The sequence below is a fragment of the Moritella sp. genome (assembly GCF_013215705.1).
Classification (GTDB): Bacteria; Pseudomonadota; Gammaproteobacteria; order Enterobacterales; family Moritellaceae; genus Moritella.
Genome location: NZ_JABSQR010000035.1, coordinates 1 through 25,711 on the forward strand (window position 1 = coordinate 1; position 25,711 = coordinate 25,711).

The 25,711-nt window shown below is 41.1% G+C and carries 21 protein-coding genes; 12 read left to right on the top strand and 9 right to left on the bottom strand.

Going from position 1 to position 25,711, the window contains the following annotated elements; translation table 11 throughout:
* Window positions 1-359 precede the first annotated feature (359 nt).
* From hemG to HRT96_RS19080, 3 genes are read right to left on the bottom strand one after another with little or no spacing between them, the layout of a single operon-like run.
* Complete coding sequence (hemG, locus tag HRT96_RS19070; RefSeq protein WP_293159828.1) at window positions 360-875, bottom strand: menaquinone-dependent protoporphyrinogen IX dehydrogenase; 516 nt, start codon at window positions 873-875, stop codon at window positions 360-362.
* 13 nt (window positions 876-888) lie between these two features.
* On the bottom strand, window positions 889-2,346 hold the full coding sequence (locus HRT96_RS19075) for a TrkH family potassium uptake protein (protein ID WP_293159830.1): 1,458 nt from the start codon (window positions 2,344-2,346) through the stop codon (window positions 889-891).
* Between the two features lie 21 nt (window positions 2,347-2,367).
* Window positions 2,368-2,988 (bottom strand): YigZ family protein, encoded by a 621-nt coding sequence (locus HRT96_RS19080; protein WP_293159832.1) that lies wholly within the window; start codon window positions 2,986-2,988, stop codon window positions 2,368-2,370.
* A 495-nt stretch (window positions 2,989-3,483) separates the two neighbouring features.
* On the opposite strand from HRT96_RS19080, the gene fadB reads away from it, so the two are divergent.
* The 6 genes from fadB (at window position 3,484) to yccS (ending at window position 12,590) form a co-directional block, all read left to right on the top strand.
* Window positions 3,484-5,628 (top strand): fatty acid oxidation complex subunit alpha FadB, encoded by a 2,145-nt coding sequence (gene fadB / locus HRT96_RS19085; protein WP_293148728.1) that lies wholly within the window; start codon window positions 3,484-3,486, stop codon window positions 5,626-5,628.
* A 23-nt stretch (window positions 5,629-5,651) separates the two neighbouring features.
* Window positions 5,652-6,821, top strand: coding sequence for an acetyl-CoA C-acyltransferase FadA (gene fadA / locus HRT96_RS19090; protein ID WP_006034379.1), 1,170 nt, complete (start codon window positions 5,652-5,654; stop codon window positions 6,819-6,821).
* A 140-nt stretch (window positions 6,822-6,961) separates the two neighbouring features.
* Window positions 6,962-7,675: a response regulator gene (locus HRT96_RS19095; protein ID WP_293129161.1), complete on the top strand. Its 714-nt coding sequence runs from the start codon at window positions 6,962-6,964 to the stop codon at window positions 7,673-7,675.
* The gene (locus HRT96_RS19100) at window positions 7,665-9,134 is read left to right on the top strand and encodes an ATP-binding protein (protein ID WP_293159835.1); all 1,470 of its coding nucleotides are present in this window, start codon (window positions 7,665-7,667) and stop codon (window positions 9,132-9,134) included. The genes HRT96_RS19095 and HRT96_RS19100 overlap by 11 nt, the downstream gene beginning before the upstream one ends.
* 8 nt (window positions 9,135-9,142) lie before the next feature.
* Complete coding sequence (locus tag HRT96_RS19105) at window positions 9,143-10,399, top strand: ABC transporter substrate-binding protein (protein WP_293159837.1); 1,257 nt, start codon at window positions 9,143-9,145, stop codon at window positions 10,397-10,399.
* Between the two features lie 25 nt (window positions 10,400-10,424).
* Window positions 10,425-12,590: a YccS family putative transporter gene (gene yccS, locus HRT96_RS19110; RefSeq protein WP_293159839.1), complete on the top strand. Its 2,166-nt coding sequence runs from the start codon at window positions 10,425-10,427 to the stop codon at window positions 12,588-12,590.
* Window positions 12,591-12,615: 25 nt separating this feature from the next.
* Here yccS and HRT96_RS19115 read toward each other — a convergent pair whose 3' ends face one another.
* The gene (locus HRT96_RS19115) at window positions 12,616-14,466 is read right to left on the bottom strand and encodes a beta-ketoacyl synthase (RefSeq protein WP_293159841.1); all 1,851 of its coding nucleotides are present in this window, start codon (window positions 14,464-14,466) and stop codon (window positions 12,616-12,618) included.
* A 189-nt stretch (window positions 14,467-14,655) separates the two neighbouring features.
* Between HRT96_RS19115 and HRT96_RS19120 the strand changes: the two genes are divergently transcribed.
* Both HRT96_RS19120 and HRT96_RS19125 read left to right on the top strand, forming a co-directional pair.
* Window positions 14,656-15,633 (top strand): helix-turn-helix domain-containing protein, encoded by a 978-nt coding sequence (locus HRT96_RS19120; RefSeq protein ID WP_293159843.1) that lies wholly within the window; start codon window positions 14,656-14,658, stop codon window positions 15,631-15,633.
* Window positions 15,634-15,697: 64 nt separating this feature from the next.
* Window positions 15,698-15,892 (top strand): (2Fe-2S)-binding protein, encoded by a 195-nt coding sequence (locus tag HRT96_RS19125; RefSeq protein WP_006034386.1) that lies wholly within the window; start codon window positions 15,698-15,700, stop codon window positions 15,890-15,892.
* Here HRT96_RS19125 and bfr (HRT96_RS19130) read toward each other — a convergent pair whose 3' ends face one another.
* The 3 genes from bfr (HRT96_RS19130) to HRT96_RS19140 form a co-directional block, all read right to left on the bottom strand.
* Window positions 15,893-16,357, bottom strand: coding sequence for a bacterioferritin (gene bfr / locus HRT96_RS19130; RefSeq protein ID WP_043994985.1), 465 nt, complete (start codon window positions 16,355-16,357; stop codon window positions 15,893-15,895).
* A 55-nt stretch (window positions 16,358-16,412) separates the two neighbouring features.
* Window positions 16,413-16,886, bottom strand: a complete 474-nt coding sequence (bfr, locus tag HRT96_RS19135; RefSeq protein WP_293159846.1) for a bacterioferritin — start codon at window positions 16,884-16,886, stop codon at window positions 16,413-16,415.
* Between the two features lie 123 nt (window positions 16,887-17,009).
* Window positions 17,010-17,234, bottom strand: coding sequence for a hypothetical protein (locus HRT96_RS19140; protein ID WP_293159847.1), 225 nt, complete (start codon window positions 17,232-17,234; stop codon window positions 17,010-17,012).
* A 153-nt stretch (window positions 17,235-17,387) separates the two neighbouring features.
* Here HRT96_RS19140 and tusA point away from each other — a divergent pair, with 153 nt between their 5' ends.
* The 3 genes from tusA to glyS all read left to right on the top strand — a co-directional run bounded on the left by tusA (window position 17,388) and on the right by glyS (window position 20,833).
* Entirely contained in the window at window positions 17,388-17,636 is a 249-nt protein-coding gene (gene tusA, locus HRT96_RS19145; RefSeq protein WP_293159849.1) for a sulfurtransferase TusA, read from the top strand.
* Between the two features lie 201 nt (window positions 17,637-17,837).
* A complete protein-coding gene (glyQ, locus tag HRT96_RS19150; RefSeq protein WP_232286628.1) occupies window positions 17,838-18,752 on the top strand; it encodes a glycine--tRNA ligase subunit alpha in 915 nt (304 codons plus the stop codon).
* Window positions 18,753-18,760: 8 nt separating this feature from the next.
* Window positions 18,761-20,833: a glycine--tRNA ligase subunit beta gene (gene glyS, locus HRT96_RS19155; protein WP_293159851.1), complete on the top strand. Its 2,073-nt coding sequence runs from the start codon at window positions 18,761-18,763 to the stop codon at window positions 20,831-20,833.
* Window positions 20,834-20,975: 142 nt separating this feature from the next.
* Here the strand turns inward: glyS and HRT96_RS19160 are convergent, their stop codons facing one another.
* Window positions 20,976-22,385 (bottom strand): hypothetical protein, encoded by a 1,410-nt coding sequence (locus HRT96_RS19160; protein ID WP_293159853.1) that lies wholly within the window; start codon window positions 22,383-22,385, stop codon window positions 20,976-20,978.
* A 5-nt stretch (window positions 22,386-22,390) separates the two neighbouring features.
* Window positions 22,391-24,010 (bottom strand): AAA family ATPase, encoded by a 1,620-nt coding sequence (locus HRT96_RS19165; RefSeq protein ID WP_293159855.1) that lies wholly within the window; start codon window positions 24,008-24,010, stop codon window positions 22,391-22,393.
* Window positions 24,011-24,344: 334 nt separating this feature from the next.
* Between HRT96_RS19165 and HRT96_RS19170 the strand changes: the two genes are divergently transcribed.
* On the top strand, window positions 24,345-25,622 hold the full coding sequence (locus HRT96_RS19170) for a valine--pyruvate transaminase (RefSeq protein WP_293159857.1): 1,278 nt from the start codon (window positions 24,345-24,347) through the stop codon (window positions 25,620-25,622).
* The last annotated feature ends 89 nt before the right edge of the window (window positions 25,623-25,711 follow it).

The following is a 25,711-nucleotide window of genomic DNA, read 5'->3' on the forward strand; positions in this document are numbered from 1 at the left end:
ATTTGGTCATTATATCTCTGCAAGTGCTCACACAGATTGCTTGAATAAATTGTTAAAGAGCGTTGACCTTGACGTCTTTCGTCTTAGTCAGGCTGCGTATTCTACGCAAACCAGATTCGAAGTCAAGCATATATTACATGCTTTATTCAGGACGTTTAAAAGCAACCTAAGTTGTTTTTAAACACCTTACTGAGCGACGTTTGCCGTATCAGTGAGGTGCCATTATAGGTAAAACGAGTCGAGAGGCAAGTATTTCATGACAAAGAATTAAAAATACAATGACATGGATAATTTACCAACACCCTCAGGTTGAATTTAATACTAAGCGTTTAGAAATAGCTATATATAAGCAAGCAAACCTATAATTTTTTTGCAAACGACTTCACTTTATCCCAGTCAGTAAACTCAATATCATTGGTTTTATCCGTACTACCCCCAGTTATTTTCATAATCAGTTGAATAATGAGTGTCTGCCACCAGTTATATTTTGAATATAATAGCGCACCAGCAAATACAGCTTGCTGCTTGGGTACCCAGCTCGACTTTTCTAAAAATGCCTGCATATACGCATTTGTTTCAGGGGTATTCTTTTCTGCTTTTCTTGCCGTTAAATTAACACAGAAGAAACTATTATCTTTGGCTTCCAGTTGTGCTTTATTGGCTGCTATAAATTGATAGAGCTTTTTATTCAAGTGGCCATAGCGAACCGATGCACCGATAACCACTTTATCAAAAATAGCCATATCGATATGCAGGCATTCATCAATACTCATGATTTCACAAGTATACTGATTGCTAATAACCTCTTCGATAGCTTTAATTATCTTAAGCGTTTGACCATCTACAGTAGAATACAGTACTAACATCTTTTTCATTATTAGGTTCCACTTAACTACGCCAGAAAGCTGGAGTAAATAAAATTAACAAAGTAAAAATTTCTAAACGACCAAATAACATCGCAACAACTAAAATCCATTTAGCGCTATCATTCACATCACCAAAATGCACCGCAACCTGACCAAGACCAGGTCCTAAATTATTCAATGTTGCGACAACTGCAGAAAATGCCGATAACTCATCCATCCCAGTTGCGATCAATGCCAGCATACAAATGACAAACACCAATGCATAGGCTGAAAAGAACCCCCAAACAGCATCGATAACACGATCAGGCAATACTTTTTTACCTAACTTAATCTTGTATACGGCACGCGGATGAACCAAGCGTTTCATTTCACGCATACCTTGTAAATAAAGTAATACGATACGAACAACCTTCATACCACCACCGGTAGAACCGGCACAACCACCAATAAAGCTTGAGAATACTAACAGTACAGGTAAAAATAATGGCCAATCTTGAAAACTGGTCGTCGTAAACCCAGCCGTCGTCGAAATAGACACGGCTTGAAATAAGGCTTTATCTAATGCCATTTCAGGTGAATCGTAAACACCTTTAGCTAATAGAATAGAGAAGCAAATAGCTACAAGTGTCAATTGTACGAATAAAAACGCCCGTAATTCAATGTCATGAAAATAAGAACCAGGTTTAAAACCTTTAATCGAGAAAGCCGCAAAATGTAGCGAAAAATTCATGCCAGCAATAATTAAGAACACCACAGTGATCAAATTAATAACTGGACTATCAAAATGCCCCATACTGCTGTCATGAGTAGAGAAACCACCGATGGCAATAGTTGAGAAACTATGAGAAATAGCATCAAACATCGTCATCCCAGCCAGCCAAAATGCCATTGCGCAAACAACCGTAAGGCATAAATATATGTACCAAAGCGCTTTAGCAGTCTCAGCAATACGAGGGGTCATCTTGGAGTCTTTGACTGGGCCTGGAGTTTCAGCGCGATAAAGCTGCATACCTCCAATACCTAAAACCGGTAACACGGCAACAGCAAGTACAATGATACCCATACCACCTAACCATTGTAGAAACTGGCGATAAAACAACAAGGCTTTAGGCAATTCATCAAGTCCAACAATAACGGTTGCACCTGTCGTAGTTAAACCAGAGAAAGATTCAAAGAATGCACCAGCGACACTGAGATTTGGTTGTTCGGAAAGAATAAAGGGTAACGCACCAACACTTCCCAGTACCGTCCAAAACAAAACCACAATCAAGAAACCATCTTTGGCTTTTAATTCTTTTTTATAATTGCGGTTTTTGTACCATACGATACTGCCTAACGTGACACAAAAAGCAAAGGAGTTAATGAAGACAAGACCACCACCATCCTTGTATATTGCCGCGATCAGTGCGGGGAATATCATGGTTACACTAAAGATGGTAACTAATATCCCAACAATTCTTAAAATTGCCCTGAATTGCATTATTATTTTTATCCCTAAATATTAATCGACCACTTTGACATTAACTTGGCCATTGGTTTTGTTTCGTACCGCCGTAATAAAGGCTTGAATATGTCTTGCATCAACATCAAGCTGCATGACGACTTGCGCACCATATTCGGCATGCTTTAATTTACCATTATATACTGAAAACAAACTCTCTATTGCAGCTATTTGAGCATAATCACAAGTTAAGTGAAGTTCTTCATATATAAGGCATTCAATCGGTTCAATTAACTTTAATACTTGCTGTACACCGCCTGCATAGGCACGAACTAATCCACCGGTACCCAATTTGATACCGCCATAATAACGCACAACAACAGCAGTCATCTCACCAATATCACTACCGAGTAAACAATTTAGTATCGGTTTACCCGCAGTACCAGAAGGTTCACCGTCATCACTAAAGCCATATTGCTGCCCATCACTCGGTCTACCGGCAACAAATGCCCAGCAATGATGTCGTGCACTCGGGTGTTGTGCTTTAATATCTCGCACAAATTGCTCAGCTGCTTGACGTCCTTTGGTCGGCGTAAGATAAGTGATAAAACGGCTTTTTTTTATTTCTTCGGTATATTCATATGACTGTTCTAAAACAAAATAGGGGCTATTAGCTGTCATTTCTATCCTGTGTATATTCTACTTTAAAGATGCTAACCACCATTCTACTGTTATATGCTTGTTGATAATAGCAGGTTCAGTATCACAATTTTTAAAAGTTAAGTGATGGTCAATTTATTTTCATTAAATCTTCAGCAACAAACATCCAACAATTAAAAACAGTTGTAAGCCGAACACTTTACAGCAAATAAAACCAAGTAATAACCAAATTAAAACATTAAACACTAAATTAAACCTTAAAATAAGTACCAGACACCAGTTTAAAAGCTAAATAAGTTATTTCACTACCATACCCCTCACACCCGCCCAGCGTTATTAATACTACTTACGGATTAGTTCATTACATCCCTAGCAAGCAAAAGTTAAACAGTCGTTTAAAATAAGTGTTGAAATATTGTTAGATTATCGACAGAATGAGAGCAACCAGTACCCTACATAGCTGGTAAATAGCAAACGGAGCTGATGATCACCATCGCTTTAGCAAGGAGAAATGTAATGATTTACCAAGCCGAACAACTCTCGGTCACTCTATTAGAAGATGGCATCGCAGAATTAAAATATGACGCGAAAGGCCCTGTTAATAAATTTGATCAAGCAACATTACAAGCATTAACTGAAGCTGTAAAAGTATTACAGACTAATTCAGACATTAAAGGATTAATTCAAACATCAGGCAAAGGTGCATTCATCGTTGGCGCTGATATCACTGAATTCCTTGAGCTGTTTAAACTACCTGACGCAGAATTATTAGGTTGGTTGGAACAAGCAAATGCAGTATTCAATGCCATTGAAGACCTGCCTTATCCAACAATTTCAGCCGTTAACGGTCATGCACTTGGTGGTGGTTGTGAAGCAATTCTTGCTACCGATTTCCGTGTAGCAGACACCACCGCACGTATAGGTTTACCTGAAACTAAATTAGGTATCATGCCTGGTTTCGGTGGTACAGTACGTTTACCACGTCTGATCGGTGCAGATAATGCAGTTGAATGGATCACAACAGGTAAAGATTATAAAGCACTTGCAGCCCTTAAATTTGGCACTGTAGATGCGGTTGTCGCACCTGAAAAATTACGTGATGCAGCACTATCAATGGTTAAAGATGCGATTGCAGGAAAACTTGACTGGCAATCACGTCGTGCGCAAAAACAAGCACCATTAGGTTTAAATAAAATTGAAGCTACAATGAGCTTCTCTACTGCACTAGGCATGGTATACGCGAAAGCAGGTAAACATTACCCAGCACCTACTGCAGCAGTGAAGACGATTGAAGCAGCAGCAAGAATGGACCGTACTGGTGCACTTGGTGTCGAAGCAGCAACATTCATTAAACTTGCTAAAACAGATGCCGCACAAGCATTAGTTGGCTTATTCTTAAGTGACCAAGCATTAAAAGCGGGCGCGAAGAAAGCAGCAAAAGCCGGCAAAGTAACAAATAAAGCAGCTGTACTTGGCGCTGGTATCATGGGGGGCGGTATCGCTTACCAATCAGCGGTTAAAGGCACGCCGGTTATCATGAAAGATATCAATGATGCAGCGCTTGACCTAGGAATGGCGACAGCGTCTGGTTTATTAACAACGCAACTTAAGCGTGGTCGTATTGACGGCACTAAACTGGCGAAAGTTATTTCTTCAATCACTCCGACACTCAGCTATAACTCAATTGATGAAGCTGACATTATCGTTGAAGCAGTTGTTGAAAACCCGAAAATTAAAGCCGCTGTATTAGCTGAATTGGAAGATAACGTCAGTGCAGACACGGTCATCACTTCAAATACGTCGACTATTCCAATTAACGTACTAGCGAAGAACTTAAAACGCCCTGAACAGTTCTGTGGTATGCACTTCTTCAACCCAGTACACAAAATGCCACTGGTAGAAATCATCCGAGGTGAGAAATCATCTGATGAAACAATTGCGACAACCGTTGCTTACGCAGCGAAAATGGGCAAAACGCCTATCGTTGTAAACGACTGCCCAGGTTTCTTCGTTAACCGCGTATTATTCCCATACTTCTTCGGTTTCTCAAAACTCATCGCTGATGGCGCTGATTTTGTGGCTGTCGATAAAGTAATGGAAAAACAATTCGGTTGGCCAATGGGTCCAGCATACCTACTCGACGTTGTTGGTATTGATACAGGTCACCATGCAGCAGCGGTTATGGCTGAAGGTTTCCCAGAGCGTATGGCTAAAACAGGCAAAGATTCTATCGATGTGATGTTCGAAGCAACGCGTTATGGACAAAAGAATGGTGTTGGTTTCTACTCTTACGCGAAAGACCGTCGTGGTCGCATGCAGAAAACACCGGATCCAAAAAGCTACGAGCTGCTTGCTGAAGTTGCCAGCGAAAAAGCTGACTTCTCGAAAGATGACATTATTGCTCGCTGCATGATCCCAATGATTAACGAAGTTGTTCGTTGTCTTGAAGAAGGTATTGTTGCTACGCCAGGTGATGCTGATATGGCACTTATCTATGGTATTGGTTTCCCTCCATTCCGTGGCGGTGTGTTCCGTTATCTAGACACTATGGGTCTAGATAAATACATTGAATTAGCAGATTCATTTGCTGATTTAGGACCACTTTACCAAGTAACTGATGGCTTGCGTCAACGCGCAGCTGACGGCAAAACTTTTTACTAAGACACGAACGAGAGGATAATAAAATGAGAGATGTAGTTGTAATCGATTGCCTACGTACACCTATGGGTCGTTCTAAAGCCGGTGCATTCCGTCACGTTCGTGCTGAAGATCTATCTGCAAAATTAATGAAAGGTTTACTTGATCGTAACCCTAAAGTCGATCCAAATGACATCGAAGATGTTTACTGGGGCTGTGTTCAGCAAACGCTAGAGCAAGGTTTTAATATCGCCCGTAATGCTTCATTACTTGCTGGTATCCCAATCACAGCAGGCGCGACAACTGTTAACCGTCTATGTGGTTCATCAATGCAAGCTATCCATGATGCAACACGTGCAATCGCGATGGGCGACGGTGACGTCATGATCATTGGTGGTGTTGAACACATGGGTCATGTACCGATGAACCACGGGGTAGATTTCCACGTGGGTCTGGCTAAGTCGACTGCGAAAGCAGCGGGTATGATGGGCCTTACTGCTGAAATGTTAGGTAAAATGCATGGCATTACCCGTGAACAACAAGATGCATTTGCTGTTCGTTCACACAAATTAGCACAAGCAGCGACTGTTTCAGGTCGTTTCAAACGTGAAATTCTGCCTATCGAAGGTCACGATGCTGACGGCGTATTAAAATTGTATGATTTCGATGAAGTAATTCGTCCAGAAACAACAATGGAAAGTCTCGCCGGTTTACGCCCAGTATTTGATCCAGTAAACGGTACCGTAACAGCGGGTACGTCATCGGCATTATCAGATGGTGCTTCAGCGATGTTACTTATGTCTGCTGACAAAGCCAAAGAACTGGGTCTTAAGCCACGTGCAAGAATTGTGTCAATGGCTGTCGCAGGTTGTGATCCATCAATCATGGGTTACGGTCCAGTACCAGCAACGAAGAAAGCACTTAAACGTGCCGGTCTAACCATTGACGATATCGATGTATTCGAATTAAACGAAGCATTCGCAGCCCAATCTTTACCTTGTGTTAAAGATCTTGGCTTAGAAGATGTTGTTGATACGAAGGTTAACCTTAACGGTGGCGCAATCTCATTAGGTCACCCACTAGGTTGTTCAGGTTCACGTATCTCGACTACGTTAGTGAATGAACTTGAAGTTCAAGGCGGCAGATATGGTCTAGCGACTATGTGTATCGGTCTTGGTCAAGGTATCGCGACTATCTTTGAGCGTATCGAAGACTAAAAACCACTGTATAAAACATACGGTTAGTTAATCTATATCAAGCCAACTATGACGATAGTTGGCTTTTTTTTATCTTCTTCTTGAAATTTTCCCCTCCAAGCGGTTCAATACACATTGGCAATGTAAATAATGGACTGGGCATGAGCACAAAAAAACAAATATTAGTCGTTGATGATGATGTTGAGATCAAAGAATTACTCAGTGAATATCTCGCTCAAGCTGGGTTTTCAGTGCTGACAGCCGGTGAAGGCAAAGAAATGCAACGCGTCTTGGCCACCAATACGCCCGATCTGATTGTCTTAGATGTAATGATGCCTGGTGATGATGGCTTTACCTTATGCCAAAAAATTCGCCGAACCTCACAAGTACCTATCATCATGTTGACGGCAAATTCTGATGAAGCGGATCGCATTGTCGGCTTAGAAATTGGCGCTGATGATTACATGGCTAAACCGTTTAGCCCGCGAGAGTTACTGGCGCGCATCAAAGCCTTATTACGCCGTTCAAGTTATACCAAACCAACCCAAGGTCGTTATTTTATTTTTGCGCATTGGAAGCTTGATACACTAACCCGCCAATTAATTAATCAACATGATAACGCAACAACAGAACTGTCAGGCAGTGAATTCAATATGCTGAAACTGTTTGTGACTAACCCGAATCAAGTACTGAGTCGGGATGCCCTTTCGGATGCGACCCGCGGTCGAGAAGCGCTGCCCCTTGAGCGAGGCATCGATATTCAACTGAGTCGTTTACGTCAAAAACTAGGCGATAACAGTAAAAGTCCGACCTTGATTAAAACTATTCGCGGACGCGGTTATGTGTTGATCACCGAAGTCTCTTATGACGATTAAAGAGCATATTTACCGCCTGCTACCCAGCTCTTTAGTCTCGAGAATGTTATTACTGACGCTGTTATCCATCGCCACAGCGCAGTTAATTTCAACCAGTATTTGGTATAATTTCAGTAAAGACCAAGAACTTGAAGGCTTAAAAAATACCGCAGAGAGTATGGCGCACAACATCGCCTCTACCGCCACCTTCTTTAACTCATTACCCTTGCAATATCGTCATATTGTTTTAGAACAATTACGCGATTTTGGTGGCAGCCGCTATTTTGTATCATTAAATGAGGTCGAAATTAATATCGTTCCCGTTGCCAACAGCGAAATGAAACGCGTCGTACTCGATGAGTTTCGACGTGTGCTAGGTGATAAACTGGGTAATAATATCGTGATTAAAACGGATTTTTCTCACCCCAAAAATCTGCATGTACTCAATAACGATACCTTACTGTCTGAGCTGCCAAAATCATGGGCACATTACTCTCTCACCTTCGAGCCACTTAATCCCCCCGTATTAGTAATACAAATGATGTTAGCACCAGATGAATGGTTGTATATCGCCGCGTTACTCCCCGCCCCTTATGTTTCTCTTGACGATAGTATCGTGAATAATGAGCAGGTGTTTTTTATCTTTTTGATCACAGCTAATTTAATGTGGATGATCTACGTATTAGTGCGCTGGCAAACTAAACCACTAAAAAAACTTGCCGCAGCAGCAGCGACATTAAGCCAAGATTTGGACCAGCCTCTGCTTGAAGAAAAAGGTGCATCGGAATTAGTGATTGCCACTAAAGCATTTAACCGTATGCATTTGCGCATAAAACGTTATATTGACGATCGTGAGCGTTTATTTCGTTCTATCTCTCACGACTTAAAAACCCCCATCACGCGATTACGCTTACGGGCCGAATTACTCAATGACGATGTAAAAACCGCGAAATTCAATAAGGATCTCGACCAATTAGAGATGATGGTTAAAGGCGCGCTACAGTGTGTCAAAGATACCGATATCCACGAAAACAATACCCTGATTGATATCCAAGAATTATTGTATGAAATCACCGACTACCATAACCACGATGAAGAAAAAGTCACCTTTGAATTTCCCGAAGTTGCCATTCACTATCATGGAAAACCGCTTGCGATAAAACGCTGCTTAACTAACCTTGTTGAAAACGCGATAAAATATGGCGACTTCTTACACCTGACCGTCGAACAACAGCAAGAGCATATCGTCATCTGTCTCATTGATTCCGGCCCTGGTATTCCTGAAGATATGTTAGAAGAGATATTCACGCCCTATACACGGATCGCCACCGACACGGACGGCTCAGGTTTAGGCTTAAGCATTGCCCGCAATATCGCCAGCGCCCATGGCGGCACATTAACCTTACACAATAGAGAAAATTCAGGATTAAAAGTGATCTTACGACTCCCACACAAACCCTCATCACGAGTAACGTCATGAATACCACAATGAGTAATAACATCTCACCATTATTTATATTATTGAGTAGTTTATTCACGTTTTCTGCCACCGCAAGCCAAGTAGAAGTACTCCATTGGTGGACATCCGGTGGTGAACTTGATGCGCTCAGCGAACTACAAAATAAAGTCGAAGAAACCGACAATACCTGGCTCGATTTTGCCATTAAAGGTGGCGGTGGTAACAGCGCGTTAACGGTATTACGTTCGCGAGCGGTCTCGGGGAATCCACCGACAGCCGCTTTAATTAAGGGGCACAATATTCAAGAATGGGCTAAATTAGGATTTCTGACCTCGCTTGACGATATTGCCAAACAAGAACAATGGGATGCCAAGCTCCCAGAATTTATTAAGCCAGTGATGAAATACCAAGGGCATTACGTGGCAGTGCCGATTAATATTCATCGTATTAATTGGTTATGGTTCAATGCAACAATTTTTAACAAAGCCAATATTGCCATTCCTCGCGATCTCGCAGAGCTGATCACCGCATTACCACAGCTTAAAGTCGCCGGTTACTTACCGATAGCCCATACCTCTGAACCTTGGGCGGATGCAATATTGTTTGAGTCGATCAGTTTATCAATTTTAGGCGCGGAGCAATATAAACAGGCTTTTGTCGAACTTAATCCACAAGTATTGGCATCACCAGCAATGGTCCGAGCCTTTGCTAAATTGCGCACTATATCGTTATTCATCGACGACAATGCCAAAAATAGAACTTGGGAACAATCCACTAAACTCTTGATTGAAGATAAAGCGGCAATACAAATTATGGGTGATTGGGTCGCAGGTAAATTACTCCAAGAAAAACAGCAATTAAACACCAAGATCCGCTGTATCCCTTTCCCTGGCACTGCAGGTACATTTAGCTATAATGTTGATAGTTTTGCTTTTTTTAAATTAAAAAGTGTATCATCAGAAGTAAAGCAAGCGCAAAACACCCTAGCGAGTATCATATTAACACCAGCATTACAGCGTGATTTTAACGCCAAAAAAGGTTCACTGCCGATTATTGAATCCACAGATAAAGGTAATTTTAATGCCTGTACACAGCAAGCATATCAAGATTATCAACAAGCAACCCGAGACAATACATTAGTGCCGACTTTTTCTCAGGCCATGGCAACGACAACCTATGTGCAATTAGCAATAACACGGGTTATCAGTAATTTTATTTATGATAAAAGCATTACCAATCAAGCGGCAGTAGTACAACTAGTCAATGCCATTAAAGCAGCACAGTAACATTTTTATAAAGGACTCATCACACATGCTACAGCCATGGCGAAAGCTAACTTATTTAACCGCCAACAGTAATTTTTTTATTGCGCTAAAAGCATTCTTAGCCTCCATCACCTTATTGATCCCAGGGTATGTGCTGGAACTTTCTGAATTATCAGTTACCGCCGTGCTCGGTATTGTGGCAGCGGTTATTTCAGAAGGTGATGACAGCATCAAACAGCGCATGATTAATAGCTTATTAACGCTTGTTTGTTTTACCTTATCATCATTATTAGTCAGCCAGCTGTTCCCTTACCCGCTGTTTTTTTTAATTGGCAGCTGCTTATTTAGTTTTTCGATCATCATTCTCGGTTCCTTAGGTAAACGCTATGTCAGCATCAGTTTTGCCACCTTGATGATTGCGGTTTACACCATGTTAGGCTTGAGCCATGATGCTGAATCAGCAGTGATACTCACGACTGAAGTCGAATTTAATCCTTACTCTCTACTCCTCATTGTTGGTGCAGCTTGGTATTTTATTATCTCAACAGTGCTGCTTAAGGTCACTTTATATAACCCGATCAGAGAACAATTGGCCGAAATTTATTTTTCATTAGGTTCATACCAACAAGAAAAATCCAAATTTTTCTCACAAACAAAACATGATCATAAAACCATTCGCCATACTTTATCGACGTTAAATATTAATATCGTTAATGCCATGACCGCATGTCGTACCAACATTGATTATCATATGGGGAGTAAAAACCTATCCCATGAACTCCAGCACTTGATCCACCTCTACCAAGAAGCCCAAGAACTGCATGAAAAAATGACATCTAGCCATTTTCATTATGATTCACTTAAACGTGATTTAAATAATGATTTGATTATTAATGGTTTTGAACAGGTATTAAAGCAACTGGCCAGCGCTTGTACGCAACGCGGTAACGCAACATTATACAAGCAAACTTATGCACACGATCACGGCCTGACTTGGTCATTGGCGATTTTAAAACAAGAATTACTGACATTAGAAAAATCAGTGCAATGGCAGTTGTTTGGTCCACTGAAATTATTGCTTCGTAATTTACGCAAGGCTGATGAGCTATTAATTAACAGTGAGCCCACAAGTGAGTATGAATTCTTAGTCATGGCACCACGTGAACGCCTATCGATAAAACAACGATTAGGTAACGCGTTGCACTTATCGAGCCCGGTATTTCGCCATGCGATCCGCTTAACCATCGGCATCGCATTGGGGATAGGGATTATTTTTGTCTCTGAACTACATGGTTATTGGGTGGTATTAACCACACTATTTGTACTACAGCCCAGTTACAGTGCGACGCGAGTCAAATTAAAACAGCGTATTTCCGGTACGCTAATGGGCATCATCATAGGTGCAACCTTGTTATACCTGTTTCCAACAGAGCGTAGCCAGTTATTTTTATTAGCGATATCGGCATTCCTGTTCTTTTATTATTTACGTCAAAATTACAGCAGAGCCGTTACCTATATTACCTTGCTGGTTTTATTGGCATTCAACGTGCTTTATCAGCAAGGTTATGCTGTCACGATGCCACGCATCATCGATACCTTAACCGGTTGTAGTATTGCCTACTTACTGGCTAAGTTAGTTCTACCTAACTGGCAATATAAGCAATTCCCTAAATATTTGGTCGAAGCGATCACCGCTAATCAGACTTACTTTCATGAGATCATCAATCAATATGTCTCAGGGAAAAACAATGGATTACCGTATCGAGTGGCACGCCGTAAAGCCTATGTTGCGGATAGCTACTTGACCGCCTCTTGGAAAGACATGCAGGTTGAACCCAGCGATAAACGCCATAAGCTCAATCATGTGTATGATATTTCTCGTCGTAATCATGCCATGCTATCGGCACTGTCGGCATTAGGCGTACACAGAAATAAAATGATTGATACAAGATTACAGCAAGATTTACGCTTAGTGGAGCAAATGATTACCCGGGCGTTAACACAAACCAAAAGCACTATTTTGTCACCCGTCAATGACCATAATTTTTATATTAGTGAACTCGAGGAGTTACTCCAACGTTATGAAAATGATGATCATAAACATACGCTGTTATTAATCCAGAAGCTGAAACAGATAGCAGAAATTACTGAAGAGTTACAGATTATGGCAGATGAAATGAATCTTGTTACCGAGACCCCTGCACGTATTTAGCGTGCAAGGGTCATAAGCCTATTAGCTATATATAATCGTGATACGGATTATCTTGCACTAACTTAATGGCGTTTACAAAGCCTTGTAAACGTACTTCCTCAGTCGTGATATTCACGCCGCTTTCGTCAATCACCGCATTACCAAATTCATAACGAATATTTTCATCGCCAAAACAAGCTTTGTTATCATTAGCTTGAGCCACTTTTTGAACCTGATCATTTTTCTCCTGGTAAGCACTTACTACTGACGCACCGTATTTAGCGGTGAGCATGGTTAGTGTTTGCTGAGGAGATAACACCAAACCACTGGCATTATTACCACCAAAACCTTTCGCATTTAAGATCACCGCTTTCATCTTGTGACCTTTATCGCCAACAAATTGATGGTCGGTTAAGATGTGTAGATTTTGTTGATGTACGTCATCGGCAATATGGTCAATGGTTTTAATCCCCGGGATCCAGCCGTATTGCCACACACCCAACGACGCCATAAGTTGATCGCCCGCCGCGGCGCCCATGGAATGACCAATATAAGATTTGATCGCTGTCACAGGCCAGTTTTTAATATTAAAGCTGGTCGCGACTTGACTTAGGATATGACTTTCCGTTACCCGATTTTGTGGAGTTCCGGTACCGTGAGCTTGGACAAAAGTATGCTGTAAACCCGCCTCACCTAAAATGGCTTTAGCGAGTGCAGTTGCTTTTGCTACTGTCACATAATTACCAATACCCGGCGCTGAAATTGATTTTTTATTCGCATCGGCATTAATAAACACATCGGCAACAGAACCATAAATAGACACGCCTAACTCTAAAGCCAGTTCATCATCCATCAATACCACAAACTGTGCTGACTCTGCCATGGTAAAACCGGCATTCGCTGAAAATGGGCGACAGGCGCGGCGGTTATCAACAGTATCACTGTTATCCAATGCTTTTAACTGCTCATCTTCTGCTAACGCGCCCATGACACGGAAGCCTTCCATCACTCCGGTTTCAACTGGAGCTTCAGCGTTACCAATGATAGCGACTCTTGCTTTACCAGACTGAATGTCTAACATGCCTTGACGCAAGTTATATAAGAAACTCGCACAAGCCCCCATGTTGGTGCCAGTAGTCCCAGCACTGTTGATCACATAACTATTAATGAAGTCTGCAGGCATTTCAGCTAACGCCATCGCCATCATTTTGGTACTAACCCGACCGCCTTTAAAATAAGCAGATAACATACCGGCAAATGAATTTTCATCGACTTGGCCGAGTGCACTTCCCGCGTACACAGAGACTTCATCAGGATTAATTAATTTGAGAATATCATCCCAATCAATGCCCAGTGAATTAAGTGCATCAGATGCACCATATACTGTTAGCTTCAAACCACGAGGGTGCGAACGTGAATTGTATAACTTATCTAAATCAAAGCCCGTTGGAATATTACCGGCACTTGATACCGGGTAAGTGATGGTGTCATTAATCAACACCTCAAAATCACCGTCGACAACAACTTCAACGGTTTTATTATCAACGTCGGTAAGTGACCAATTAGCCGGAATAGTTTGTGGTAATTTTGATTTTTTTAATTGAAATGTAATTGACTCAGCACCAGGTGCTAATTTAGCTTTACGCTGAAAAGGTACCGCGTCTGGATCAAACGTAGTGGTACGGCGTACTAAGGTACCCGCTTTAATTTGGGCAATAATATCAGCATTAATATCGTTCGTATCTAATCCCATACGCTGTGCGAGATCTTGCCAGGTACTGGCCATGACATCTTCTTTCAGGACATCACACACTAAACGCTTATAACTGTGGAAACCAGAACTACGTCCAGCTGCATTTATCCCACCTAAACCAACAATTAACGCTAACTTTGCCATTTTATTACATCTCAATTCGAATCTCAGCTATTGCTTGATAGTCTAGCAAGTTATACTAACAATACACTTTCAACTGTGCCAATAACCCTGACTAACGTGCCAGTGCAGATTTTTAGCCTATAAAAACCAGACGCAGAACCATAAACAAATAGATATACTAAGTTTAAATACCACACATAGGACCTTGATGTGAAAATTGGATTCGTACTTTATGATAAAGCGTTAGTTACCGGGATCTCCTTAGCCGCAGAAATGCTATCCGGCGCGTCACGCTTACGCGATCGAAAAACCCAACATCAAGATCCACTCGAAATAAAATTAATTTCGACCACTTTAGAGGCTAAATCACTCACCGCAGGATTACGCTTACAACCCGATCTCACTTTTTCTTGCGAACAAGACTTTGATTTGGTCATCTTCCCTCCGATGTGGGGAAACCCTTTAGTATCAATAATTAAACATCCAGAAATCATTCCTTGGTTACACCAACAATATAACAAGGGGGCGAAAATATTATCGACAGGTACCGGGGTTTGTTGGTTAGCCGAAGCTGGTTTGCTTGATGGCTTACCAGCAACAACACACTGGTATTTTTACGATCAATTTAGTCAACAATACCCACAAGTAAAACTCAATCGTCAAGCCTCAATCACCGCGGCAAATGGCTTGTATTGTGCAGGCAGTATTAACTCTCAATCCGAAATGATGTTATTTTTAATTAATGAAATGTTTGGCAAGAAGATCGCCAGCGTGATTGAAAATCATTTTTCCCATGAAATATCACGCACTCAACAACAACCTTTTTATCAAGTTGGCGGCCAAGTGCAATTCGATGAGTCCATTGCCCTCGCACAAGACTGGATGCAACGTAATATGGCCAAGGTGATCACCAATCAAATAGTGGCCGATGTGTGTCAATTACCGCTACGTACTTTCAATCGCCGCTTCAAAGAACAAGTAGGACAAACCCCAAACCAGTTTCTGTTAACCCTGAGATTAGAGACCGCACAAGTATTATTACGCGACTTTGGCCTTACTATGTGTGATGTCGCCGAACAAGTGGGTTTTCGTGACACTTATTATTTCAACAAAAAATTCCAGCAACACTTTGATATGGCTCCAAAACAATATCGAGACATGGTAAAAGCCAAAGTTTTTGCCGTTTAGCGACTTGATAATCATTCTCATTCATATTAGTATCAGCGTTAATTCAAGCTCAGAGTGGTTATTTATGTACGTATGTATTTGTCGCGGTATTACCGATAAGCAGATGATTAAAAGTATTGATGACGGTGCTAACACAATGAAAAAATTAAGCGGAGAGCTTGGTATCGGTAGTCAGTGTGGCAAGTGCTGCCAATGTGCGAAAAAGATCTTAAATCAGACCTTAATCAAACAAGCGCAACAACAGCCACTGGTTGCCTAGCTACATTTTAGATTGTAAATAGTTATCTATTCCCTCATGACCGATCAGATATTGCTGACTTTCAATCCAGTCAATTTGCTCTTCCACTTCTTCTAAGATCTCAGTGGCGATATCACGACTGACAAAGTCATTATTTTTTTCACATTCTTCAATCAAATTTTGCAATACAACGCGAATACTCAACTCTAGCTCAATATTCAGCTGCAACATTTCAACGGCCTCTTCGCCGATAGCCAAACGACCTAAGTCCTGTAGATTCGGCAGCCCTTGCAAGAACAAAATACGATTAATTAACTTATCCGCTTGCTTCATCTTTAAAATTGACTGCTTGTAATCCGCTTTATCCAACCCCTCCAAGCCCCAATTTTTATACATTCTGGCATGTAAGAAATATTGATTGATCGCAACCAGCTTACAACCTAGCGCCTTATTTAATAACATGAGGATATTTTTATTGCCTTGCATAACCGACTCCTGAACGATGAATGTCATAATACGATAGACGTGGTAATGATAATAATTAACTGCCCATATGTGATTGGATATAATTGGATAAATTAATTTTCTTAATCAATCCCAGCTGTTGTTCTAACCAGTAAACATGATCTTCTTCAGTATCCGCCAGTAATGGCAACAATACTTCCCTGGTTTGATAATCACCTTCCTCTTCACATACTTTAATACCGGCACGTAAAGCACCAACAACTTCCATTTCCAGCACCAGATCATTCGCCAGCATAGTCGGCACATCACTGCCGATTAATAAATCTCGGCGATCTTTTAAATTTGGCGTTCCCTCAAGAAATAAAATACGTTTAATTAGCGCATCAGCATGGGTGATCTCTTCTTGCATTTCATGGTTAATACGTTCATATAATTTTTCTAATCCCCAATCCTGATACATACGGGAATGCGTAAAGTATTGATCAATTGCCGCTAATTCATTGTGCAACAATCCATTAAGGGTGGTGATAACCTTGGTATTACCTTTCATAATCAACTCCAATAAACAGATAGTAGAATTAAGCTTAGATAACAATTGAAGTTTTACCATGACAAGAGAGAAAATTAGAAGGGCTAGATAACAACACAGAGGGCGATGTACCCTCTGCTATTTTTACTTGTTATCGTCGTCATGTTTGATTTTTTCGGCTTTATTTTCAGTATTGTCTTCTTCGACAAAATAATCACTTAATTCGACCCAAACGGCGATCCCAACAATGCTTAAGACCCCGAGCCAAGTACCGGTATCGGCAATAGGCACTTCCATAAGTATGATTAATAAAGAAAAAAAGGCGATTGAAGAATATACTTTTAGTCTGCCACTGGCTTGTAGTAACATACACACTCCTTGTTGATGGTTACTTAACGGTGCAAGATAAATGTCACACAGTTATTAACAATTTAACAACATAACCATAATTTACCAATACATAATTACGTTCACTCATTAATATTAGTCTATTTACGTATATTGACCACATAGAGAAACCTGATGAATCCATTATTTTCAAATCCAGAACATGAACTAGATGCCCTTGGTTTACGCTGTCCAGAACCGGTGATGATGGTACGAAAAACAGTAAGAAAACTCGATGAAGGTCAAACGTTATTAATTATTGCTGACGACCCAGCGACTGTGCGTGATATTCCCAGCTTTTGTCAGTTTATGGATCACACCTTAGTGGCCAGTCAAACAGAGCAACTGCCGTATCAATATCTGATTAGAAAAGGCGTAAGCTAGCCCATCTAAACACGCGAGTATCGCCCTGGCATATTCGCGTACCTCTTATACCCGCCCCACTTTTCTCACTAAGCCTAGCAAAGCAAGTTCAAATACCTGAAAAAACTACCCTAACAAGACCAAATATTGTAATTTATCCTATATTCATATCTGCGCAGCAGGTATACTTTGATGATTATTTCTTTGCTTTATTGTGCAGATATCATGTCAAAATATAATGTTAAAACTTTTCAAGGGCTGATCCTAGCGCTGCAGGATTACTGGGCTCGCCAAGGTTGTGCGATTGTACAACCATTCGATATGGAAGTAGGTGCCGGCACCTCTCACCCAATGACGTTTTTACGTTCATTAGGGCCAGAGCCAATGGCATTTGCTTATGTTCAACCATCACGTCGTCCTACCGATGGCCGTTATGGTGAAAACCCAAACCGTTTACAACACTACTACCAATTTCAAGTAGTGCTTAAACCATCGCCAGCAAACATCCAAGAATTGTATTTGGATTCACTGAAAGAAGTGGGTCTTGATCCATTAGTTCACGATATTCGCTTCGTTGAAGATAACTGGGAAAACCCAACATTGGGCGCCTGGGGTCTGGGTTGGGAAATCTGGCTAAACGGTATGGAAGTATCGCAGTTTACCTACTTCCAAGCAGTTGGTGGTATTGAGTGTAAACCGGTTACCGGTGAAATGACTTATGGGCTTGAACGTCTTGCGATGTATATCCAAGAAGTAGACAGCGTCTATGACCTAGTATGGACTGATGGTCCACTGGGTACCGTTAAATACGGTGACATTTTCCACCAAAATGAAGTTGAACAGTCAACTTACAACTTCGAGCATGCCAATGTTGATTTCCTATTTACTCTCTTTGATGAAAGTGAAAAAGAAGCGCAAAAGCTGCTAGATTTAGAAGTGCCGCTACCACTACCAGCATACGAACGTATTCTTGATGCTGGCCATGCATTTAATATGCTAGATGCGCGCCATGCAATCTCAGTGACTGAACGTCAACGTTATATTCTACGTATCCGTACCCTTTCTAAAGGTGTTGCACAAGCGTATTACGCATCTCGTGAAGCGCTAGGCTTCCCGTTATGCAACAAAGAAAAATAGGAAGTAGCATGGCAACTGAAAATTTATTAATCGAGATTGGTACTGAAGAATTACCACCAAAATCGTTACGCACATTAGCAGAAGCGTTTGCTGCAAACTTCCAAGCGGAACTAAAAAAAGCCGGTTTAGAATTTGCTGACGTTAGCTGGATGGCAGCACCTCGCCGTTTAGCGTTAACAGTAACAGCACTTGCAGACTCTCAAGCGGATAAAGTAATCGAAAAACGCGGTCCTGCGGTTTCTGTGGCATTTGATGCCGACGGTAATGCAACGAAAGCGGCGCAAGGTTGGGCTCGTGGTAATGGTATTACTGTTGAGCAAGCAGGTCGAATTAAAACCGACAAAGGCGAATGGCTACTGCATAAATCTGAAGTTAAAGGTCAAGCAACGCAAGAGCTTGTCGCAGACATGGTCGCAACAGCATTAGCTAAACTACCAGTAAGCAAGCCGATGCGTTGGGGTAGCAGCCCTATTCAATTCATCCGCCCAGTACATACAGTAACGATGTTATTTGGTGATGAAGCGCTTGCAGGTGAGATCTTAGGTATTAAAGCGGCACGAACTATTCGTGGTCATCGCTTCCTAGGTAAAGGTGATTTTGAATTACCACACGCTGACAACTATGTTGAGATGCTTGAAGATCACGGCATGGTAATGGTTGATTACGAGCGTCGTAAAGATGTTATTCGTAAACAAGTTATTGCCGCTGCAGAAGAACACGGCGGCGTTGCTGAAATCGAAGAAGCCCTACTTGAAGAAGTAACGTCTCTAGTAGAATGGCCAGTAACATTAGTAGGTAACTTTGAAGAACGTTACCTAGACGTACCAGCGGAAGCTTTGATCTATACGATGAAAGACAACCAAAAGTACTTCCCAATGCTAAGTAAAGACGGTGAGCTTTTACCTAAATTTATCTTTGTTTCAAACATCATCAGTAAAGATGTGAGACAAGTAATTGAAGGTAACGAAAAAGTTGTACGCCCTCGCCTAGCGGATGCTGAATTCTTCTTTAACACAGATAAGAAACGCACATTAGAAAGTCGTCTTGCTGATCTAGAAACTGTTATATTCCAAAAACAGTTGGGTACGTTAAAAGAAAAATCACAACGTATTTCAGATCTAGCCGCTGCGATTGCAGGTAAGATTTCGGCCAATACTGAACACGCACAACGCGCAGGTCTACTGGCTAAAGCTGACTTAATGTCAGACATGGTGGTAGAATTCCCTGACGTGCAAGGTGTGATGGGCATGCACTATGCACGTAACGACGGTGAAGCAGAAGAAGTAGCTATCGCACTTAACGAGCAGTACATGCCACGTTATGCTGGTGACCGTCTACCTGAATCATTAGTTGCTTGTTCAGTAGCACTTGCTGACAAACTGGATACACTGGTTGGTATCTTCGGTATTGGTCAGATCCCGAAAGGTGATAAAGACCCGTTTGCACTTCGTCGTGCCGCGATTGGTACACTGCGTATCATTATCGAAAAAGACCTGTCTTTAGATCTTGTTGATTTAGTGGATACTGCAAAAGCATTATTCGGTGACAAACTATCAAACCAAAACGTATCAACAGATGTTGTTGCATTCGTGCTTGGTCGTTTTCCTGCATGGTATAAAGATGCAGGTATCAGTGTTGATGTGATTCAAGCTGTACTTGCTCGTCGCCCAACTAAACCTGCTGATTTTGATAAACGTGTTAAAGCTGTAAATCACTTCCGTAGTTTAGATGCTTCTGCAACATTAGCTGCAGCAAACAAACGTGTTGGTAATATCCTGGCTAAATTTGAAGGTGAACTAAACGCGACTGTTGATGCTTCACTACTGCAAGAAGATGCTGAAAAAGCATTAGCTTCTGCTGTAGCCGCTAAAGTTGAATTACTAGCACCATTATTTGCTGCTGGTGATTACCAACAAGCACTAACAGAATTATCAGAACTGCGTGACGTTGTAGATACATTCTTCGATAACGTAATGGTAATGGCTGATGATGAAGCGCTTAAGATTAATCGCTTAACATTGCTAAACACACTGCGTAACCAATTCTTAAATGTAGCGGATATTTCTCTATTACAGAAGTAACTGTTAATTTAAATTAGTCTTACGTATAAAAAGCCAGCATCGATGATGTTGGCTTTTTACTATCCACACTCTTTTCAACGTAAACATTCACGACACCACAAACACGGCCATGTCATTAATCATGTTCCACGTGGAACATCGACTATTTCACTTTCTTCAGCCGCCCTGTTAGCCCGGCTGAATAACGCCAAACGTGATCAAATATTTTCATTAACTCTGGATTACCTTGCGATGATAATGAAATAGCATGATAGCGATTTTTTTGCGCTTTAATTGCACGTACTTTATCAGCAATATAGGTTGGTAATTTCTGCGCTATAAAATCAGAAATAACGATGGTATCAGCATTTTTATATTGTGCCGAACTCATCAACTCCAATGATTTTTCAATGACAGGTTGCAAGTCGGTGCCACCACGAAAACTGGATGACAAGAACGTCAGCATGGTTGATAGACTGGTACTTTGGGTAACCGGAAACGTGATCACCTCATTAGAGAACATCATCAAGTAGCATTGACGCCGTTGTTCAAATGCGATCTGTAATAACGCATAACAAATCGATTTAGCCGTGAGTTCAGGAAAACCTTGCATCGATGTTGAGCTATCAACACAAATAATAAAAGGTCCGCCAGTTTGCTCATCAGCATCGGTAATATCACGATACTGGGTTACTTTTTTATACTGTTGCAGTGCACCTTGATACTGATAAGTTAATAAATGACGCTCAATATAACGTTTATAAAAGATGATCTCTAACTCAGGAAACGTTAAGTTAACAGCTTCGGTTTGCAACATTCGTGAGATCTCATCACTGTAAGTCACGCCTTGCATATCATCTGGCACATTATCTTGATAGCTATTATCCAATACCCAGGTTTCATAACTGTTTGGCGTTTCTTCCGGATTAATGTGCGCCAGTGCCATACGTCCAAGCTCAGAGGCAATTTTTTTAACATCTTTGTTCTTACGTAAATTAACCGCATAACGTTGCAGTAATTTGGTATCCAAATGGGTCAACTTACCTTTCGCCAGATCCCATAAACGCTCGCCATTGCACAGCAGATCACTATCAAGCACATCTTCTAGCTGCTCAATGGTTTCTTCACGTTCGGCTAACTCAATCAGTAACTGCTCTCGTTTCTCTTCAATTAAACAGCTTTGTGCTTGATAAAGCAGTAACTCAATGGCTTGCTGCCAACTATCTAAAAATACCGCAAAGAACACATTATCCGGCATACTTCTGTTTTGCTGATAGATAGTTAAGCCGGTATTATAAAATGCCGATTCGACTTTTATCTTACTTAAAATACCTTCAATTTTATTTCTAAAGTTGCTCGGACTCAATAAACGAGCTGTTTCACATAAATGAATTTCATTGCTCAAACCAGCAGGTAATGGCATATCCGCTAATAAGTTCATGATCTGCTGCTTCCAATCATCAATGTACGCCAGCTTAATATCACTGGTTACGCGATCATGGGCGGTAATATCTAACAAGGCATCATCAACTAATTGTTGAATAGCGGGACTGTGATTATGAGAATGAGCCATACCAATTAGCCTTGTTCAAACAAATGCGCAATGGCATTCAAACGGTCTAATAGCGATGCTTTGCGTTGCACTAAGTTATTTAGCTCTAATGATAAAGAGCCAAGGCTGCTTGCCACATCCTCCATAAAGTCCTCACTGACGAAAATATTATGATTGGTTAAGCTAAACTCGTGTTGGCTTTTTTTCAATTTATCCGCAATAGCCGTGATCTCGTTATCAATCTCAGCTAAAGGTTGTAACCAGTTCTCATCAATATTCAATGCGGCATCAGAGACAATCACGGCAACGGGAATACTCTTATTGGCAAAATTCTGGACCTGCAAATGCTGATTAGCATCCACAGAAAAGTTTAACCACACATCATTACGATGATCATTCACGTAGCCTTTCACTAAACAAGAACCTCTGCGGATCTGTTTTTGAAAATCATCCAGTCCAACATGCACCCATTTTGCCGTTTCTTTTGAGCCCTGCTCTAATACATCGTACTCGCCAAGTAAGGCTATTTTACATAAACCAGGGATACCATTCAGGCTCGAGGTACGTACGAACTCACGATCTAATTTATAACGTAATTTAGTCAATAACACATCAGCAGTTAAGCGAGTGGCAAAGCGATCAATAAACTCAGTATCGAGTTTAATCAACCGATTCTTGATACTTGCTAACGCCGCGTTAACTTCATCTTGATCACAAAAACGTTTACTGGCAAATTGGTGCGTGGCTTCGATAATAACGTCACGCGATTCCAGATCATGCCAAATACAATCTTTAAGCACAAATAGATCGGTTTCGGTAACTTCATCACGACCATTAAAATAAGCACAGGCTTGCAACAGACGCATTGCTTTTTTCCAACGTCGATCAGATACATACACCGACTCTGCAATCATCTCACCGCTGGTATTTCGTTGCTCTAAAAATAATTTAAGTTCGTAAATTATTTCAAAACAATGCTCACTCAGACGTACTTCATTAATCTCATGCTGCCAGAGTTCAAACTCTTCATTACTGACTTTCATCGATTTCTGCGTGTTTATGCACAAAGGTTTTTGAATTAACATGGCTTTGAAATTACGTTTATCTTGGATAGGCTCTAAATACAAACGCAGTAACATACGATCATACAGCGCTTCTAAACCAGAATCAGCACTGGGTAATTCATTCGATGCCGAAACGAGAACACGCATTGGCACTTTCTGATGATCGATACCATTATGGAAGGTCCGCTCATTGATCACCGTTAATAAGGTATTTAAGATCGCGGGGCCCGCTTTCCAGATTTCATCCAGGAATACAACTTCCGCTTCAGGCAAATAACCTTTAGTGAGACGTACATATTTACCTTCATCTTTCAGTGCTTTAATTGATAGCGGACCAAATATCTCTTCAGGTGTTGAAAAACGTGTCATTAAATATTCGAAGTAACTTTCACCTTCAAAAATTTCACTCATACGTTTAGCAATCAAGCTTTTCGCAATTCCAGGCGGGCCTAATAAAAACACACTCTCGCCACTCAAGGCAGCTAATAAACATAATCTTATGGCATCTCGACGTTCATAAATACCATAAGAAAGATGATCTATTAGTGTTTCAATACGTTCTGATAACAAATTTCTTTGCATAGGAATAAGCTCTTAGTGCCTTTTTAAAGACTTTTATTGTAATGTTGGAGCTCAACCTTACCTTATCTATCGCGGACAATAAATACATAATTAGTAGACTATTTCTTTTGTTATTACGACGTTATTATTCAGTACTTTTGGCTATAAGTACACCACGTCAATCCGTCTTTGGATGATGTTCCACGTGGAACATATCACCGCTAAAACCCTTTTGTTTCACGTGAAACATTACCGGTAAGAAAAGTAAATTTGCCGCTCTCGAGCTCTCGACAAGCGCTTAAAGTTCCGCTATGTTGGTTGTTTACCCTTTTAAATAATTACAAGAAGTGCTGATATGGAATTCTCATTGTTTGGTCAAAGATTTACTAAATTCTCAGGCATCACGCAGCTAATGCATGATCTAAATGAAGGCATCCGCAGCGGTGATGATGTCATCATGCTTGGTGGTGGTAACCCTGCTCAGATCCCTGAGATGCTGGCGCGCTTTAACAGTGAAGCACAACAATTATTAAGCAGTGGCGATCTGGTGGCAGCAATGTCCAACTACGATGGTCCACAAGGAAAGAACAGTTTCACCACCGCACTTGCTACATTATTAAATAAAACTTACGGCTGGGAATTAACCGATAAAAACATCGCCCTGACCAATGGCAGCCAAAATGCTTTCTTCTACCTATTCAATTTGTTCGCCGGTGACTTTGCCGGCAATAAGAAAAAGAAAGTATTGTTCCCGCTAGCGCCGGAATACATAGGTTATACCGACACGGCACTGAGCGATGATTTTTTTGAGACGGTGAAACCTAAGATTGAATTACTTGATGATGGTTTATTTAAGTACCATGTTGATTTCGACAACCTGCATATTACCGACGATATTGGTTTAATCTGCGTATCGCGTCCCACTAACCCAACCGGTAATGTATTAACGGATGAAGAAATGCAGCGCCTTGATACGCTCGCCAGACAACATAATATTCCACTGCTGATCGATAACGCTTACGGCACACCGTTTCCAAATATTATATTTGAGCCAGTAGAACCCATTTACAACGACAATACTATCTTATGCATGAGTCTTTCAAAACTCGGTTTACCCGGCACCCGATGTGGTATCGTGATTGGTAATGAAGAAGTAATTTCCGCTATCTCGAACTTAAGCGGTATTATTAACTTAGCACCCGGTAGCTTAGGGCCAATGCTGGCACAAAACCTGGTTGAGTCTGGTGACATCATTAGCTTAAGTGAAGACGTGATCAAACCTTACTATTATGCCAAAGCACAGCAAGCCGTGACTTGGTTACAAGACAGTATTACCGATGAACGCTTCCGCATTCATAAACCGGAAGGCGCAATCTTCTTGTGGTTATGGTTCAAAGACCTGCCGATCAGCAGCCAAGAACTGTATGAGCGTTTAAAAACACGTGGTGTTCTCATCGTATCGGGTCATCATTTCTTCCCAGGTTTAGATGATGAATGGCGCCATACCGATGAATGTATCCGCATGAACTATTCGCAACCCGATGATGCGGTACAACGTGGGATAAAAATCATTGCCGAAGAAGTACAAAAAGCTTACGCTGAAATGGTCGTAATAAGTACAGCACCCGCTTAATCTGAATAAGCATAAGCCGGATTTAATATTAATGCCATAATCAACAGATACAAAAAAGGAGCCTCTCGGCTCCTTTTACTTATTCTAAA

Excerpts from the sequence above, each read along its gene's own strand:
- hemG (WP_293159828.1), bottom strand. The coding sequence starts at position 875 with ATGAAAAAGATGTTAGTACTGTATTCTACTGTAGATGGTCAAACGCTT.
- HRT96_RS19075 (WP_293159830.1), bottom strand. The coding sequence starts at position 2,346 with ATGCAATTCAGGGCAATTTTAAGAATTGTTGGGATATTAGTTACCATC.
- HRT96_RS19080 (WP_293159832.1), bottom strand. The coding sequence starts at position 2,988 with ATGACAGCTAATAGCCCCTATTTTGTTTTAGAACAGTCATATGAATAT.
- fadB (WP_293148728.1), top strand. The coding sequence starts at position 3,484 with ATGATTTACCAAGCCGAACAACTCTCGGTCACTCTATTAGAAGATGGC.
- fadA (WP_006034379.1), top strand. The coding sequence starts at position 5,652 with ATGAGAGATGTAGTTGTAATCGATTGCCTACGTACACCTATGGGTCGT.
- HRT96_RS19095 (WP_293129161.1), top strand. The coding sequence starts at position 6,962 with ATGAGCACAAAAAAACAAATATTAGTCGTTGATGATGATGTTGAGATC.
- HRT96_RS19100 (WP_293159835.1), top strand. The coding sequence starts at position 7,665 with ATGACGATTAAAGAGCATATTTACCGCCTGCTACCCAGCTCTTTAGTC.
- HRT96_RS19105 (WP_293159837.1), top strand. The coding sequence starts at position 9,143 with ATGAGTAATAACATCTCACCATTATTTATATTATTGAGTAGTTTATTC.
- yccS (WP_293159839.1), top strand. The coding sequence starts at position 10,425 with ATGCTACAGCCATGGCGAAAGCTAACTTATTTAACCGCCAACAGTAAT.
- HRT96_RS19115 (WP_293159841.1), bottom strand. The coding sequence starts at position 14,466 with ATGGCAAAGTTAGCGTTAATTGTTGGTTTAGGTGGGATAAATGCAGCT.
- HRT96_RS19125 (WP_006034386.1), top strand. The coding sequence starts at position 15,698 with ATGTACGTATGTATTTGTCGCGGTATTACCGATAAGCAGATGATTAAA.
- bfr (WP_043994985.1), bottom strand. The coding sequence starts at position 16,357 with ATGCAAGGCAATAAAAATATCCTCATGTTATTAAATAAGGCGCTAGGT.
- bfr (WP_293159846.1), bottom strand. The coding sequence starts at position 16,886 with ATGAAAGGTAATACCAAGGTTATCACCACCCTTAATGGATTGTTGCAC.
- HRT96_RS19140 (WP_293159847.1), bottom strand. The coding sequence starts at position 17,234 with ATGTTACTACAAGCCAGTGGCAGACTAAAAGTATATTCTTCAATCGCC.
- tusA (WP_293159849.1), top strand. The coding sequence starts at position 17,388 with ATGAATCCATTATTTTCAAATCCAGAACATGAACTAGATGCCCTTGGT.
- glyS (WP_293159851.1), top strand. The coding sequence starts at position 18,761 with ATGGCAACTGAAAATTTATTAATCGAGATTGGTACTGAAGAATTACCA.
- HRT96_RS19160 (WP_293159853.1), bottom strand. The coding sequence starts at position 22,385 with ATGGCTCATTCTCATAATCACAGTCCCGCTATTCAACAATTAGTTGAT.
- HRT96_RS19165 (WP_293159855.1), bottom strand. The coding sequence starts at position 24,010 with ATGCAAAGAAATTTGTTATCAGAACGTATTGAAACACTAATAGATCAT.
- HRT96_RS19170 (WP_293159857.1), top strand. The coding sequence starts at position 24,345 with ATGGAATTCTCATTGTTTGGTCAAAGATTTACTAAATTCTCAGGCATC.